The sequence below is a fragment of the Paraburkholderia sp. BL6669N2 genome, from assembly GCF_003387275.1.
GTDB lineage: Bacteria > Pseudomonadota > Gammaproteobacteria > Burkholderiales > Burkholderiaceae > Paraburkholderia.
Map to the genome: position 1 here is coordinate 216,595 of NZ_QUNA01000003.1, position 15,969 is coordinate 232,563.

Consider the following 15,969-nt stretch of genomic DNA (forward strand, 5'->3'; position numbering starts at 1 on the left):
CAATTGGTGTGGTGCCAATTGGTAGATTCGTTCATGGTCCTGGTGCGCGTTCTACTAAGCGATCCTGCGTCACCGTCAGGTGAGAATGCGACCTTTCTGTGGCGTGGCCGGTGACCGCCGCCGGCGACACTATCAGGCACTCTGCAGCGACAAGAGACGCCCGATACCCTCTCGGCTAATGCATTGCCAAACGGTTCAACGTTGCAGATGGCCGAGGAAAGAACGTGCCCACTCACCGGACGAGGGGGGCTTTATTCCGAGGATGACTGGGCCGCGCTTCGCGAGTCAACCAGAACATCGTTTGGATGACGGGTATATGCAAAGGTCAGGCTGGCGCCTGATGAGAGAGGACGGCAGAACTACTTGTTCTGGCCAAAGCGAAAACGCCGACTTTAAAGGTGTAACATCCTGAGCCGTGCGTGACGTGCGCCTCTCGAACCCAACGGCAGTGAGCACCGTGATGCGCAATTGTGAGTGCACCGCTCGAGACTAAACCGAAAATTTCGCGCAATGCGCCTTCATGTCGAATTCAAGTCGAGTGCACCGCAGACACTCAGGACGAACCACTCTGAGGGGTCGTTTTGCGCATCCGGTAGTCGCTCGGTGTCGTCGCCAGATACTTTCTGAACAGCTTGGCCAATTGGGCGCCGCTGCCGATACCGCAGCGCCGGGCTATCTTGTCGACAGGCAAACGCGATTCGAGCAGCATCCGGCAACTCAAGTTCAAACGTGCCCGAAGCAGATAGTCGGAAGGCGTCGTACCGATCTCGCTCTTGAAGCGCCGCAGGAAGTTGCGTTCGCTCATTACTGCGACCTGAGCTGCGTCGTCAATTGAGATGGGGCGTTCAACGTTAGCCTCCAGCCAGCGCGCGGAGGCCATAATTTTTTCACTGACTTGCGACTTCGCGTTGCGGGCGATTGACGAGTTAAAGGAAGTCCTGTGCCCCGGCGCGACGGATTCGGCAACCAGCCGCGCCAGTTCTGGTCCTAAGTCCTCTTCAACGACACGTAGTGCTGTCGCCACGGCGGCCGGCGCTTCACCCAGCTTGCTTGTCTGATAAAGACCGTGCGCTTCGGTGCCGCCATACAGAAGAGGGCAATACCGGCTGGGAAGTCCGGCCACCTCCAGAAGCAGCCGTCCCTCCGCGATCGGATGAACGATCTCGCTGAACGGGTGCCTCCAGCGCAACCAGTTGCCAAGGCGTTCGTCGCGGCACGCGAACTGCACGCCCGCACCGCCCGCAATGAAGAGCAGATGCGTGCCATTTGTGCCGCGGTGCGAGTCAACGCTATCTGTCCAGACGAACACCGACGACGAACTCGCAATGCGACCACCTGACGCCGACAGCAATGAAACGTCGTAGCGTGTGCGGGCCGATCGCTGCGCTGCAACGAGTGCGTTTGCCTTCTGGAAGATCTCGATAATCGCTGCAACCTTTGGCAGAGCAAAACCATTGAACAACGCTATGTCGACGCTAGTGATGTCGTTTACCTGCGTCATCACCGTACTTTGCCGCGAGCAGCGGGGCAGAGTATGCACTGATTCCATTTTTCCCTCGGAATGTTTGACCTGAAAAGGCCTTCTCTCGAAACTTTCTTTATTTTGATAACACATGTTACACAAATGATTCTGACGTCATTATTGCATGGTGATCGAACTGAGCATTGGAATTTTAAGAAACTGAGCGACTCACCCGACATGAACATGGTGCGTATTCATGTCGGGTGAGTCGCGGTATGGTGCGGAACGATATAGAATATTAGCGAGGCATAATTTTGGGCAAATGAGACGGAGTGTATAGGGCCTCTTTTGAATTAGCTTATATGCTGAATGATATAAAGAAAATCATCGGACCGTTGATGCCGGTACTTTGCCGCTAGTGCTTTCCGCCTTATTACGAGAGGTGGAACGGAGGCTTGATCGTTCCACGTGGAGGGTGGCTGACATGTCTCAGACCTAGATACGCTGGCCGTTTGCTGTTAGCGCGATCATGCAGAAACAAGACATTCAGACAATTGATGACAGCTCCTGCGAAACCGCGGACTCAGTCATCGGTGCGCGCTAGCCGAATATGGCCGAAGACGCGGTGCACGACTTGATCTTCTCGGACATGCTCGGTGAGCAATTCCAGCATCTGTACCGCCGACGTGCCTCGATCCAGGGATGCGGTGCATAAGGCCGCAGGTTTGGCAGGGCAGTTTCGGGCAAACCATGCCGTAGCCGCTGCCCGCTTCCTCGATGCGGGCGGCGACTACGGCATGGGATCTGCAGATCATAAGCGCGTATTCGACCAACCGATAATGCGCCCATCTTTGATGCGCCAGCCGTCGTTATCTGGCTCGGCTCTTGTGTAAGTCGGAAAATTCGATAGATTGCGCCCGCATTCAAACTGTATGTTCGGCAAGAGGCAGGAGGGGTACCATAAGAGGCTCCGGTCGCAGTTGTGCGACTTGTCCCAAAAAATATAAGAGCTGTCCAAGTTCGACCGTGGTTGCCCGTGGGAATTCAGGTGACTCAGCTCGAAGAATATCTCCTTTCCGCTCGCGAAGAGCAATGGGAAACTCCTCGAGCTAATTCAGATAAGCAAGATTAAAAGACGGCGACAGAACGAAATGCTGCGTGAGTTTCGGGCGGAACTCGGTACTGTCGCTGAGAATCCGTATCGGCCGCGTTCTTGAGATGATCCAATCATCGGCTACGAGCGAAGAGCAAGAAATGAAGTTCAATGAGCGATCCGACGATCAGAGGGAGTTTGACTTCTGGTCTATCGAACGCTTAACCAAGACCGCCGATTGAGGCGGTTCTTTTACACTCCTCGCTACCCGATCAGATGGCCTTAGGGCAGCTTTTGTTTGAGCAGTAGAAGCGGCGGTAGCCCCGCGTGCGCCATGAAAACGCGCTGCAAGGATGGTTTAGTGGAAGCGTCTGCAGATGGCAGGTGAATATTGGTCGATAAGGGACTGTAAAGGTGCGTTATGTCCATATGCTATCCCCGACACCGCAGAAGTGACACGGCCGCGACAACAGTTCCTCGTAGTTGAACGTGCGATTTGTCCAGCGAGCGCACGAGGAACAAAGCGACAGCCGAGCCAATTGCCCAACCTGCGATGACCTCTGACACCGTGTGGGCTTCCTCGAATACACGAGCTGCGCCAATGATGGCGCCCCCTGCGAGGCCTAGGGTTATGCCGGCCGACGAACGTCCAGCACTACGCAGAACCAGTGCGATGCAAGTCGTCCACACGGCCGACGAGAGCATCGTGTGTCCGCTGACTACGCGGAAACCGATTTCACTGATCTCTATGCCGCATCCGGCGTAAAGGATCTTCGTTGCTCCGACGACCGCCATGCCCACTGACAGAGAAATCAGCCAGTATGCAGCCGCCCGCCGATCAGACCCAGCAATCCATATCGCGCAGCCCATTGCCAGCGGGAGAGTTACTGCGGCGTCGCCAAAGTTGCTGATTGCATTCCACATTGTGCTCAAATCCCGGTGGGCGCGAGGTGAATGGTTAGGCAGAGGGTGCCATATTCGCGATAGGCGCCCTAGTCAAGCACCGAAGTCGTCGAATAGCAACGCGGTAGGATTGTCCGGCGTGGGCACCTAGTGGGTCTGAAGCCGGGCCGCGCAGATGAGATAAATTTTGGTTACGGCTGGAGACCGGAAGTCGGGATACACGTCAACAAACATGCTCGCTACGGCCTTCGCGTCAAATGTCATCTCCGATACCCGTGCTACATGTTCCGCCAATTGCTGCGCCCGCCTGGCTAGCGTCAAACGCTGCGGCCAGTTAATGTCGCCGCTGTTGGATCGCGTCCAGCAACGCCTAGCTTCGAGCAGGTGTTCAACCCTGAGCCATCTACCGGTGGCATGATGCTTTTTCAATTGTGACACGACGAGATAGGTCAACAGTTCCGCGGACCCAAGCTGGCCAAAATCGAGTGGCTGTGTCATCGGGGATAGGGTTCGCAGACGGATTTCGACACGCAATGCTTAGTAGGCGAGCTGTTGCTTGACAGAAGCGCAAAAGAATGAGTGCCCCTGTCGCGCAGGCGGTCGCATCAAGCTAACGCCACGCGAGATCGAAGATCTCAAGGCAGAGCATTTAGCCTCCAATCTGATTGTCTCCGTCGAAATGTTAGCGGATTCCGTCGAGTGCGACTTGGTGGCGGTGAACTGCGCGTTCTATGACCACGCACAAATTGTAAACGAGTTGCGCGCCGTCCGGCGGCCTCCAATACGAAAACTCTTCGGGTTGTTTGTTGGGAATCTCTATCGAAGCGCTTGAGTTCAGAGTGTTCGGTGTCTTCCCCGCTCCCGACGGACTTTCCTTCACTCCGATACTTCAATATTGGCGCTTTGCGTGGCTATCGGCGGCCCGTTTCATTGCCGGATTCGGTCAAATTCGTGGCCTTGTCCGCCACTTTTCATCGCGCCTAATACATTTCGAACTATGATACGCGCCGATCGCCTCGGGGGATTCCCTGGCAATCTTAAGCGATTGTATGAGACAGACTAAACGTGATAGTCAATGAACCCCTCTTGTCGTACTCAAAGAGCCGTGACTTCACCTTTAGAACGCTATCGAACCCCGGTTCATCGACCGCCATGATAACGTTGTCTCCGACAAGGGGAAGCAGATGTATCATCCGCAACCCGGTAGTACGGTATGTGCCAAAGCCGCCAGTGTACTCGTACACATACGTCACTTTCTCGTCCATACGTGCCCCATTCGTTTATATAAACAATTTTTCTACTGAGTAGTCTCGCACAACTACGGCCGCGCTTTCACTTTAAACGGAGAGTGACAGCGATCCTATCGTCGCGACCTGACGAGACATGGGGAAAGAATGAAATGCCTCATCTGCAGGAAGTCAGATGGGAACGATCGTACTGAGCAGCGAAATCGATCTGCGTGCCGGACTTCATACGTCGGCGCGAAAAGCGAAAGATACGACGGGGTGGTTCACAAATTTGATCACTGCCGGCAGTAAATAAATTCTCATGGCAACCTCCTGTTGCGCGTAACTTATATATTGGAAGCTCGAAAGAAGAGTTTTGATGTACCCGTACGCAATATGAACTTATACATCGTTGACGTTATGGTAGCGAACCGAATCTGGCGGTTCAAGAAAAAATGCCTGCCGTCCGAGGGGGCGGCAGGCGAAATCGAGGGGCGGGGTTGCCTCAGAGAGGCGCCTCCTCGAAAGACCGAAGCGGAGTTTAATCGTTCGAAGTAGACAGCGGACATTCGTGGCGGATTGAGTCAAAATGTTGACTGAACGTGACGTGGAAAGGTGTCGTCCGGACAAGAACCACTAAGACGTTCAAATGTGACACTGATCTCGTAGCCGCGGGCTACTCGCCGCTGTCGGTGATGCAGATAGTCGGCATTTCGTTCTGTGGAATCATGCAACGGCGGCGCGAATAGATAACGATGAAGAAATCGAATTCGAGCAATCACTGTCATTGTCTTATCAGTTGGTCTGCACAACATTGATGCACCATTTTTCAACTACGACATTGTGGTGCTCGATGGAAATGTCCCGATGTCCGACGAGATAAGCTTAGCGACGTGCTTTGGATACGCCTTTCACATCGCTCGCTGCAAGCCAGCATGTCCGTGAGAGTGTTCGTTACGCTGAATGACCACCCTCAACCGATGCGAGCATGGCGCTGAATCGCCGGTTCTTTTGGGGCGGACGTGACGTGCATGTTTGCGACCTTTCTCCTATCGATGAGTTCAGCGCCAGACGGATCCGAGCACTCTCTACTCTTTTGCACTACGTCGCGTGAACCACGAGTGCATGTTCGACGCCGGCGTAATTTCTGCCCGGGAAGCGGCATCCGTGACACGCTGCGTGAGTTACGGCGATTCCTGCCATTTCAGCTTAGACCGGGTCAACGAGCTTCAATGCGAAATTGGTGAAGATTGGCACGACAGGAAAGAAGAGAGGCCGTTGCAAGCTTGCTGCGAGCCGGCGCCCGGTGGCGAAGTTCAAATGCCACTCCAACTTTGGAAGTCGCGGTTCGACGCCGACGAAGGGATTCTGTACGCTGGGCGCGTCCGCGAGAAGGCGCGGGTGGTGCGCACCGAGCGGCGCCAATATGCATGCACCGGCGTTAGGTATCCGCGGGCGGTCGATGGCAGCGCGATGGCGAACTACTACTACTACTGCGTGGGCGACGACTTCGGCCCATTCTGCCTGAAGTCCCCGTTCCCGCTAAAACCGAAGAATTTCCCGCCGCAGCGCGCCGCGCCGTACATGTCGCCTAAAGGGTTGATCATACCCGCCAACATATTGATCGATTCGGCCAGAAAAATGCGTCGCAGTCCATCCTTATGTACGATCAGTCCAGACCCCAAATTTGACTCAAAGCAAGTCTGAGCGGGCAACCAATTTCCGGGGAAAATCCGATGGAGCATTCTTCAGTCGCCAGCCGCAAAAGCGCAATGGGACCTCACATCATGGCAGAGACCTGCAGCGCGAAGAAGCGTATAGGCATCGTTTTATTCAGTGGCTTTGCCCTTCCAGACGCCGCATCGATCGCGGAGGTATTCCAGTCGGCGAATGGACTCACTGCGGTCGAGCCGTGCGGCACGACAAGTTACGACGTCATTTTGTTATCGGCAGGGGGGGGCAGCATCGCGAGTTCTTCATCGGTCCTCGTCTGGACCGAGGGTATCGAAGCACAGCGCGACTCGGGGCGCTTTCACGCTTTATTTGTTGCCGGTGGCGGAGGGGTGAGTGATGCTCTGCGCGATGAACACTTGATTGCGTGGCTTCGTCGGGCACATTGGCGCGGCGATCTCGTATTCCCAATCGGCGAAGGGCGGGCGCTTGTCGAAGCTGCCTGCTTCGGGAAGGCAGCCGATGATGGTATTAAGCGCTTCGACGACCGCACGTGGGAAACCGTGCGGACTGGTTCAGGTAACGACTCTTCGAGCGCTTCCGCTAGTCTGTTTCGAACGGCCATCGCGGTGATTGAGGATGATTTTGGGGTTGAAATTGCTCGCCAGATCGCTGACCGGGTCGCTCCCTCTACAGGTTCCCCGTTTAGGGGGATTGTGCGCAAGAATACTTCGGCTGGCGTGAGCGAGAAAATCAAGGCGTCGGCAAAATGGCTGGAAACGAACGGGCACCGTCCTATATCGATCGAGGAGGCAGCGCAGATTGTTGGTATGAGCGATCGAAATTTCCTCCGGCGTTTCAAGATTGAGATGGGCGTGACACCGTCTGAGTACCTGCTGTACGTACGGCTTGATATGAGCTGTCGCCTCCTTGTCGAAACGGACCTTCCAGTCGACAAGGTGGCGCGTCATTGCGGTATTGGAAGTGGCGGTCGGCTAGCGAAACTCTTTCGCAAGCATCTGACGACAACGCCCACTGAGTATCGTATGAGCAAGCAGATTTAAACAGGAAAGGCGGTTCTCCGGCCGTTTCAAAGACATGCCATGACATTGCGATTGGGAAACGTAGCTAGCTTTGCGGTCTCTACATGTCCATTGACAGAAGAATTATAAATTCGGACAACTGATGTAAAAGTGTCGTGACCATAGGTGTTGAGGTCTCGATCATTCCCGATCTGCTGAATTGTAGATCAGACGATCTGTCTATCATGGTTCATCGGCGATTTTTCGGTGTCAGCTCGCAGAGAGATTGGTGGATAAGGAGATGTTCAGGTTACTCATCCGGACCAGTTAATTACCTGAGAAAGGACAATGGATGGAAGTTGCGGTAACGGCTCGGCACCGAAGCGAAGATCGCGGGCGAGGGAAGCTGAGCTAACGAAAATGTAGTGATTAGGGCTGGCTCAGCCAAAATTGAAACGCTTATGCGTTTGGGGCGACGTTAACAACTAAGGCATTATGCTCTCGCGCCAGTGTTTTGCCTGCTGTGAGCGACATCCGCTGAATCTAGGTGGTCGCCACCGACCAACCGGTCTCAAGTCTGACGCGTTGAACCTCTCCCACAGGCTTAACGGGTTCCGTCGCTGCGCCTAGCATTGCGTGCTAATCACTAGTGCAGGGGGGACCTAATCGCGACATGACCGTATTTAATGACTTTCGGAGTTCCTCATGCTAAAAGTTACAAAGGCAGTATTTCCAGTAGCGGGTCTCGGTACTCGATTTCTCCCCGCCACGAAGGCTAGCCCGAAGGAGATGCTACCGATTGTCGATAAACCGCTGATTCAATACGCCGTCGAGGAAGCCATGGCCTCCGGTATCACTGAAATGATTTTCGTCACGGGCCGCAGCAAGCGGGCCATCGAAGATCATTTCGATAAGTCGTACGAAGTCGAAGCGGAATTGGAAGCGCGTGGCAAGGACAAGCTGCTCGAACTGGTGCGCAGCATCAAGCCGAGCCATGTCGACTGTTTTTACGTACGCCAGTCGGAGGCGCTCGGCCTCGGGCACGCAGTACTGTGCGCGGAGAAGCTGGTAGGTGATAATCCGTTCGCCGTGATTCTCGCAGACGACCTTCTGTATGGCAGTCCCCCCGTCATGACGCAAATGATCGAGGTGTTCGATCACTACCATAGCTCGGTGATCGGCGTTGAGGAGATCCCGGTGCAGGATACCAAATCGTACGGAATCGTCGACGGCAAGGAATGGGAGGAGTCGATCATCAAGATGTCAGGTATTGTTGAAAAGCCTGAGCCGAGCGCGGCGCCTTCAAATCTCGGTGTTGTGGGTCGATATGTGCTGAAGCCTCGCATTTTCAAACATCTGCGCGCAATAAAGCCGGGTACCGGTGGGGAACTCCAGTTGACGGATGCAATCGAGTCACTGCTTGCCGATGAACAAGTGCTAGCATACAAGTATCGCGGTACGCGTTTTGACTGCGGCAGTAAAATCGGATATTTGAAGGCGACAGTGGAATTTGCGCTGCGGCATCCTGAGGTACGTGTCGAGTTTCGTGCGTACCTTGAAGAGCATTTGTCTCTGCTGCCGATCTGAAATCGTCCCGGGCTCTGACTCAATTCTCATATGCTTGATAAGCTTCGGCATGTGGGAACTGAGTCAGAATGTGGGATTTTCATTTATTCGGCAGGTTTTTTTGGCGTCTAGACTGTTAGCCAGCATGTCCGGCAATAGTCATTTCCCAACTTGCAAGGAAATGCGCTTGATTCCCGCGTCGCGTCTGATCGGGCAGAAACATACTTACCGGGCATGCAGGGACCTTTGAAGACCAAGATTCTCGGCCGACACGACGTTGTGGTATGGGCGATGGCGGTCAGCTTTCGATGTATTCACCGGTATATTGACGTCACGCTAATAGGTAGCAAGCGCTCTTTCAACACGGCTAAGGAGATCCTGCTGGTTCGTGATGGCGGCGGTTGGGGGAGCTTCATCGGTTAGCGGAGGAGGGTCATCGTCGCGCGAATGGAGCCCCTTTTCAGTACACCTCGGCCATGCTAAAGCGCGTACCCACAGAGTCGCGCTCGGACGTGATGGGCACATCTCTCAGGTGCCATTCGATGGCGATATCGGGGTCATCCCACTGCAGCGTGCGTTCGTACTCCGGCAGACGTTTTTCGGTCGTCTTGCACAACACTTCCGCCACGTCGGAGAGTACGAGGAACCCGTTCGCGAAGCCCGGCGGAATCCAGAGCTGACGACAGTTCGCCGCAGACAGCCGCGCGCTAACATAGCGCCCGAAGGTGGGCGACCAACGTCGCAGATCGACCGCCACGTTCATCAGTTCGCCGTTTATAACCCGAACCAGCTTTCCTTGCGGACTCTGAATTTGATAGTGGAGGCCACACAAGACGTTTTGGGCCGACACAGAGTGACGCTCCTGGACAAAACGATAACCACGCGCCACGTGTTGGTCGAAGTCCTCTTGATCGAAGCTGTCAAACGAAACGCCGCGCATGTCGGAAACAATACGTGGCTCGATTAGTTTGACATCGCGAATCGCCGTGTGTTTAACCTGATTTGCCATGTGTGACGAGTGGAAAGAGGGACCGAGGACCCTCAACATAATGTGCTGCGAGTGGTAATTCTCGACCTATGGGGCAGCGCCGCGTCAGGAGCGATCACTTTCTGGCGGGAGCGGCTGCAGGGGGAGCTTTTCGGTGCGCTGTTATGGATCGCTGCGATACTAATGGAAGCCGGTCGTGGCTACCTTCGGAAAAACCGCGCAAAAATACCCTAGCGGGCTGCGGAAATACACCCCAGCAGAAGCAACTTCCATCTTGCTGAGCGGTTGCCGCCGAAGATTTCGGGATGGCGAAATTTTAACGCCAATTCAACTCCTTTTTCGACGGCTTGAGGTGGATTTTCCGACCGATTACCGCGATTTCTGCTACTGCGGGCGGACCCGCCCCAAAGAGAGCATGCGCACGAGGTTGTATGCGGGCATGTTCAACACGAACATATGGTCAATTTTTTCCAACCCGCGAGCCATCACCTGGCGTATACGGCCCACGGTCTTTGCCCACCCGAAGCCTTGTTCGATCAACTTGCGCTTTTGCTGCGATATCCCATAGCCCACGCTGTGCGCGATGGCGTCGGGCACAGCTGAACGACGACCGATATGTTCTCTGCCACGTGCGGCGTGACGTTCATTTGCTGGCAGGCTTCGATGAAGTCCTGTGCGTCGTAACCTTGTCCGCGCCCAGCGTGATTTATGCAGCCGCGTCCTTCGCTGCTTGCCGCGCATCATTGGTCATGACCTTGGCCGCGTCACGTTCAGCATGTCCGTCAGCACGACTCACGCGGGCGTTGACCACTAGCGCATGGCGGTTGTCAGTCAGCGTGTGGCCCGTGAAACGCAGTTCACTGCCCGTCTTGCCCTTGCGATAAAGCCGTGCATCGGGATTGGTCGTCAACCCGTGCGTCTCGTTGCTCCGTCTGCTACCCTTAAAGCCGCCCTCGCCGCTACCACGGTCGTTATCCCTGTCGTCACAGTCCTTGCGCACAAAGCTCTTGTGTCCCGCCTCGCCCAGATCAGCGTGCCGCCCACGTCGAAGTGCTCGCCCGACAACCAGTTCTTCTTCTGCGCGATGGACAGCACTTCATTAAAGAATCCGACCACCGCATCGTGACGGATCAGACGCTCGCGGTTCTTCGTGAACACCGTCGGCACCCATACTGAATCGTCCATCGATAGACCATCGAAAAAGCAGGTTGTATTGCGTTTGTTCCATGAACTGGCGCTCGGACCGGATGCTGTAAAGCACCTGCAGCAGGAAGGCCCGCAGCAGTTTCTCCAGCGCGATACTCGGGCGGCTGCCCTTGATGTCAGCCTCATACATTCCTGTAAACAACAGGTCCATCTTCGCCAGTGTCTCATTTTCCATGATGCGAATTGAGTGCAGAGGGTGGAAACCCGGCACGAAATCGTCAAGCTTGCGCACGGAAAACAGACTTTCGGTAAACGTGTCGCCGCCGCGCATGATCTCTTGGGGGAAGGGTGAGCTTCTCTCATCAACGCGTTTACCATCTGTCGCGATGACTTCCACGCGAAGTATTTCCGCAACCTTCTAGCAGTTCGTGAATGATACTAGCGACGGTTTATCCCTGGTCGCCAAAAGATTGGCGAAAAACGACATTCATGCTCTCGAGCGGCAGAAAATCCGGCTATTTGTTGCGGTGTGTCACTGATCAGCATTATCGTGCCGTTCTCGAATAAGCGCATCGATGCCCGCATTGACTTAGGTTTTTTGTTACGGAGTGGGGGGAGTTGCCTCATGTAATTTGCTACCCATCCGAATGCAGGCGGGATCCACTTATGACGAGTCGGCTCAGCACGACCCCACGACAGGAATTGACTGAGGGAATCGGTGAGCAGTACCGCCGTTCTGACCGGAATGAGAAGTGGGAGATACTGAACGAATTTATTGAGTTGACGGGATATCATCGAAAGGATGCGATCTGTGTACTGTGCAGTCAACAAAGGCGAAACGCGGCCGTCAGCGACGCCGGACGACGAGTTGTAAGCCGCGCTGATCACGCTCTGGCAGGTCCGTGATCGGATCTGCCAGAGCGGCTGAAAGCACTCATCCGACGCTTGATCGACTCGATGACACGGCATGGCCGGCTGTCGCTCGAAGGTCCAATCCCGCGGCTCAGTAAATCAGAACCGCCGCCATTGACCGGCTGCTGCACGACCTGCGCACGCGGGCCTTCGGCGGCCAACGCCCGCGCGCCAATGGAGTCGGCAGTGCTAATCGCCGCGCCGTGCCGATCTGAACCTTCTCGGGCTGGAATGATCCACTGCCCGGCTATTTCGAGGTTGATTTCGTTCAGCATTGCGGCGACGCTAGGATTGACGGCGACTTGGTGAGCTGCCTGTAAAGACGGATAACTCGACGGGTGGACAGAATGTCTGGCCATGTCGTTTCATAGCGGTGCATTCGTTGTGGAGCACACCGAGAAGGTCATCCGAGCGGTGCCGTTCCCGCTGCGGAACTAGTTTGCGACAACGATGCCGCCTTCGTGAATGAGACTGCGTTCTTCTTCTACAAAGCGAACGGGTACCGAGCTTACGCGATCGCGCGCATACAAGAAGAGCGACCAGGCGTGGGTAGGGCAGAAGAATGGTGCCATCGTGCGCCGTCTGATCGGCTATGGCAGGTTACGAGGCCCCGAGGCAACGGCACTTGCTTCCCTTTATCAGGTGTCGCGGCTCTACATCAATTTCTTCCAGCAGTCGTTCAAGCTAAAATCGAAGGCACGAGACGGCGCGAAGGTCACGAAGCGATATGAAGCGCCCCTGACGCCGCTCGAACGCGTTCCTGCTATCGGCCTCAGTGCAGGAGGCAAACAGACGCAAACTCCGAGGGTGATTCAGGACGCTCGACCCACTGGATCCCCTGGGCCGAATGTGTGAAGGACGACAGCACGTTGCGAAATCCAGCGAGTGCAGCACCACGCTCTCCTGGACGGAGACACCTGATCGCGCTACCCGCGGGGAATTCCTCGTCAGCCTTGGAACGGCGTCGCGGGACGGCGAGGTGAGACCAACCCACCAGCGGCAGGCCGGGATCCTCCACACGTGGCGCAGCCGAAAAGATTCGCTCAAGCGCACGTGGCGGGCAATACAGCAACGACTCGAATCCGAGCGAGACATCAAAGCAAGGAAACTGCATGAGCGTCTCGACGCGTTGGTGGCGGCGATGTATTCCAGTGCCGAATTGCGCACGCTGAGGCGCCGCGCGAAAGCAAGGAGATCGACCGTGCCAGAGAATTGGTGAGCCGGATACTCGGTGACGTCGACGCGATGCTGGGTGGCCCCCGCTATGCCGCGCCAGCCTTCACCGCAAAGCAATCGGAAAACGACAATCTGCCGGAAGTAACATCCTTCCTTGAGGCAACGCGTGCCACATGATGATTGGCGCGTAGGCGTAGGCGTAGGCGTAGGCGCAGGATCGGAGTGGTGGCGCCAGTCCTCGACCGGCGTACAGGAGGGGGCGATAATCGGCGCCGGGCCGGTACTTGCACATCAATCGGGCACACAGATCAACATGTGATACTTCGTCATGACCCTCAGCCGGTCCCGGCACCAAAAAGCCGAGGTCGTGCTGAGCAATACTGTCGAGACATCGCTACGCAGCCACCGCCGCACCTTCGAGTGCATCGGCGGCTGCCTGGGCCGCGTCATCATCGATTCTGTTGCCGGCAACATTAGTTGACGACTTCGCGCTCAAACGCCTGCGCGTCACGCGACGAAGACTTCCACGATCTGGCGGCGACCAGGTATGAGCGGGCGGCTACCATCCTGACCAATCTCGATCTCTGCGAATGGGGCGATGCGCCGCCCGACGGGCTAAACCATGGTGGGTACCGCATCGTCATCAAAGGGCAAGCGATTTCGTTATCTTAGGCCGACGCCCGAAAACGGTAAAATCGCCGTTGCAAAATCGAGCAAGCAACCGCGTTCTCGACGCCGTTCGAATCCGCGTTTGACACGATTTGCAACTGGCGCCATTACAGCGATCAACCCCCGCGCCGTTACGCCGATCCGCGACACGGTGCGGGATCGCGTGGGATGCAGTAGCCTCTGTTGCCCGTCCGTGGATTTCGATGATCGGCGGAATGTTTCAATGTTTTGGCGGGCCCGGTCAGATTGGCCATAGCACAATCCGTCGCGGGATCTAACAGCCAGCACGGCGCAATCCATGTAGCGAGACAATGGGCTGCACTACGCTTTTCGGCCTCATGTCCGATGGCGTCGCAACTCGTTATGCACCAGAAAGCCGGTCAATGGTTGAAGGCGGATTAGTTGGTCAAATCTAATCGATCTTACCTGCGCTTGAACGGGCGGCAAGCTGACTGGCAGCAGTGCGTGACGCCGGCATGCCGCGCACAGCATCTTGTAGAAAAGCTGGAACGAACTTCGCTGCGGACGCGAGACGCCAGAACGCAGGCCGAAATGTTCTTTGCATGTTTGAGGCCGGATTTGCGTACGAAGGCCGTAATCGAAATCTTTGCCACCTGCGCGGCCAATTTGCGAGGGGATGTCGCATTTCACGGCGGGGGCGGCTGACAGTAACACGAAATTGCACGAGCAGAGCAACGTGTAGCGTGCCTCACGTGTCATCCAGAAAATCCAATTGATTGAACATGTCCTGGTCAACTCGCCCTGATCCTAACTCGCACGCAGAACTGTTGACGTATCTCGTCGTGTCGCAAGTGATTCGACATCATCTCACCGGAAAATGGCTAACGGCGGAACACGCGGTTGAATCAACCCACCTCTGGATGTCTGTGAACGAGCGGATCGATCTGTTGGCCCGCGTATCGCTGGCTACTGAGGCTCAGTGTCTCGCGGCGCGGCTGCTCAGTATGTCCACGGTCAAGTTCGACGCAAACGCTCTCGGAGGAGCCTTTGGCAGATCTGGTCACCTCGAGTATCGGTCTCCGGTCGTAGCAGAGGTTCATCATGCGTGCATGGTGCACGTGACGTCGCGATTCGCTCCGCCGGAGTACTCGGTGTGGCGTGGCGAGGAATAGGGTAACCCGCTCCTCCAGTTGCTTCTTCCAGTCTGGGATCTGGTTCGGATGGACATCAAATTGCTGGGCCAGCTCTGCCAGGGTCTTGTCGCCCTTGAGCGCCGCGAGTGCCACCTTTGCCTCGAACGGCGGTGATGTTTTCGTCGATTGCCGAAATATGCCGAATCGCAACGTCTTCGACAAAGGAAACATAGGACGGCCTCAAATCTGAAGTGCAACACCGTTTCGTATAAGGTGTTGCGGTGCACGAAAGAACTCCATACCAGCAACTTCAAGCTGAAGCGTCGTAAGCGGCTCGCGCCGGCCGTTATAGACGGTGATTGAGAGAGAGACACCAAAGTGATGCCCATCGTTTCCGATCTGATGGGCATCACTTTGTCACAGTCTGAAGAGAAGAAGCCGCGTACCCGGATGGGCCGCCCGAATTACACACGGGAGCTTCGTGAGCGACTGGCAGCAGCGGCTTGCGAGCCGGGTGTGTCGGTCGCGAAACTGGCGCGGGAGAACGGCATCAACGCGAACATGCTGTTCACGTGGCGGCGGAAATATCTGGCCGATCAGCAAGCTCGATCTGATGGGCTCATTCTGGTCGTACTGGTAAGCGACACAGCAGCGGAGGTCGTTGCTTCGCCTCAGGTAGAACCTCGAGCGCACGACACGAAGCCTGCAGCACCGGCCGGCACGATCGAGATCCGGATCGGTCGCGCGGTATTCAAGCTGGACGGCCTGTTCGATGCCGATATCTTGCGGATCGTGTTGGGGAGTCTGCGTTCATGATTTCCCTCCCGGCAGGCACGCGAATCTGGATCGCTGCGGGCGTCACCGATATGCGTGCAGGGTTTCAGGGACTAGGGGCAAAGGTGCAAACAGCGCGAGCTACTGCCTTGGCGTGTGGCCGACAAGCTACGCAAGCCAGCCAGTCCACCGGCCCCCACTCCCACCGACAAGTCCAGATCACCATCGTGCCTCACGCGCACGCGCGTGGATGAACGGCCTGGGTGA

8 protein-coding genes and 3 pseudogenes are annotated in these 15,969 nt (G+C 55.9%); 5 read left to right on the plus strand and 6 right to left on the minus strand.

Features of this window, described 5'->3' with window-relative positions; genetic code table 11:
- Nucleotides 1-553: 553 nt before the first annotated feature.
- The gene (locus B0G80_RS44910; protein WP_116124135.1) at nt 554-1,549 is read right to left on the minus strand and encodes a GlxA family transcriptional regulator; all 996 of its coding nucleotides are present in this window, start codon (nt 1,547-1,549) and stop codon (nt 554-556) included.
- A 1,364-nt stretch (nt 1,550-2,913) separates the two neighbouring features.
- A pseudogene (locus tag B0G80_RS44920) lies at nt 2,914-3,479 on the minus strand (phosphatase PAP2 family protein).
- Between the two features lie 2,330 nt (nt 3,480-5,809).
- On the opposite strand from B0G80_RS44920, the gene B0G80_RS46330 reads away from it, so the two are divergent.
- From B0G80_RS46330 to galU, 3 genes are all read left to right on the plus strand, one after another.
- Nucleotides 5,810-6,391: a hypothetical protein gene (locus B0G80_RS46330; RefSeq protein ID WP_181920242.1), complete on the plus strand. Its 582-nt coding sequence runs from the start codon at nt 5,810-5,812 to the stop codon at nt 6,389-6,391.
- 29 nt (nt 6,392-6,420) lie between these two features.
- Nucleotides 6,421-7,419 carry a GlxA family transcriptional regulator gene (locus B0G80_RS44940; protein ID WP_116124138.1) on the plus strand — a complete coding sequence of 333 codons (999 nt, stop codon included), beginning with the start codon at nt 6,421-6,423 and terminating at the stop codon, nt 7,417-7,419.
- A gap of 663 nt (nt 7,420-8,082) precedes the next feature.
- On the plus strand, nt 8,083-8,964 hold the full coding sequence (gene galU, locus B0G80_RS44945) for a UTP--glucose-1-phosphate uridylyltransferase GalU (RefSeq protein ID WP_106286094.1): 882 nt from the start codon (nt 8,083-8,085) through the stop codon (nt 8,962-8,964).
- A 439-nt stretch (nt 8,965-9,403) separates the two neighbouring features.
- On the opposite strand, the gene rfbC is transcribed toward galU, so the two are convergent.
- From rfbC to B0G80_RS47735, 3 genes and pseudogenes are all read right to left on the minus strand, one after another.
- The gene (gene rfbC, locus B0G80_RS44955; protein WP_116124140.1) at nt 9,404-9,952 is read right to left on the minus strand and encodes a dTDP-4-dehydrorhamnose 3,5-epimerase; all 549 of its coding nucleotides are present in this window, start codon (nt 9,950-9,952) and stop codon (nt 9,404-9,406) included.
- 363 nt (nt 9,953-10,315) lie between these two features.
- Nucleotides 10,316-11,408: pseudogene (locus B0G80_RS44960) on the minus strand (IS5 family transposase).
- Between the two features lie 553 nt (nt 11,409-11,961).
- Nucleotides 11,962-12,264 carry a hypothetical protein gene (locus tag B0G80_RS47735; protein WP_258879298.1) on the minus strand — a complete coding sequence of 101 codons (303 nt, stop codon included), beginning with the start codon at nt 12,262-12,264 and terminating at the stop codon, nt 11,962-11,964.
- A 298-nt stretch (nt 12,265-12,562) separates the two neighbouring features.
- Between B0G80_RS47735 and B0G80_RS47740 the strand changes: the two genes are divergently transcribed.
- The gene (locus tag B0G80_RS47740) at nt 12,563-12,844 is read left to right on the plus strand and encodes a hypothetical protein (protein ID WP_258879299.1); all 282 of its coding nucleotides are present in this window, start codon (nt 12,563-12,565) and stop codon (nt 12,842-12,844) included.
- Nucleotides 12,845-14,976: 2,132 nt separating this feature from the next.
- Here B0G80_RS47740 and B0G80_RS44980 read toward each other — a convergent pair.
- A pseudogene (locus tag B0G80_RS44980) lies at nt 14,977-15,159 on the minus strand (transposase); the annotation flags it as partial.
- Between the two features lie 150 nt (nt 15,160-15,309).
- Between B0G80_RS44980 and tnpA the strand changes: the two are divergent.
- Nucleotides 15,310-15,744, plus strand: a complete 435-nt coding sequence (gene tnpA, locus B0G80_RS44985) for an IS66-like element accessory protein TnpA (protein WP_116124141.1) — start codon at nt 15,310-15,312, stop codon at nt 15,742-15,744.
- The last annotated feature ends 225 nt before the right edge of the window (nt 15,745-15,969 follow it).

Bases quoted from the DNA above. Each gene is read 5' to 3' on its own strand.
- galU (WP_106286094.1), top strand. From the start codon at position 8,083: ATGCTAAAAGTTACAAAGGCAGTATTTCCAGTAGCGGGTCTCGGTACT.
- B0G80_RS44940 (WP_116124138.1), top strand. From the start codon at position 6,421: ATGGAGCATTCTTCAGTCGCCAGCCGCAAAAGCGCAATGGGACCTCAC.
- rfbC (WP_116124140.1), bottom strand. From the start codon at position 9,952: ATGGCAAATCAGGTTAAACACACGGCGATTCGCGATGTCAAACTAATC.
- B0G80_RS44910 (WP_116124135.1), bottom strand. From the start codon at position 1,549: ATGGAATCAGTGCATACTCTGCCCCGCTGCTCGCGGCAAAGTACGGTG.
- B0G80_RS47735 (WP_258879298.1), bottom strand. From the start codon at position 12,264: ATGCTGAACGAAATCAACCTCGAAATAGCCGGGCAGTGGATCATTCCA.
- B0G80_RS46330 (WP_181920242.1), top strand. From the start codon at position 5,810: ATGTTCGACGCCGGCGTAATTTCTGCCCGGGAAGCGGCATCCGTGACA.
- tnpA (WP_116124141.1), top strand. From the start codon at position 15,310: ATGCCCATCGTTTCCGATCTGATGGGCATCACTTTGTCACAGTCTGAA.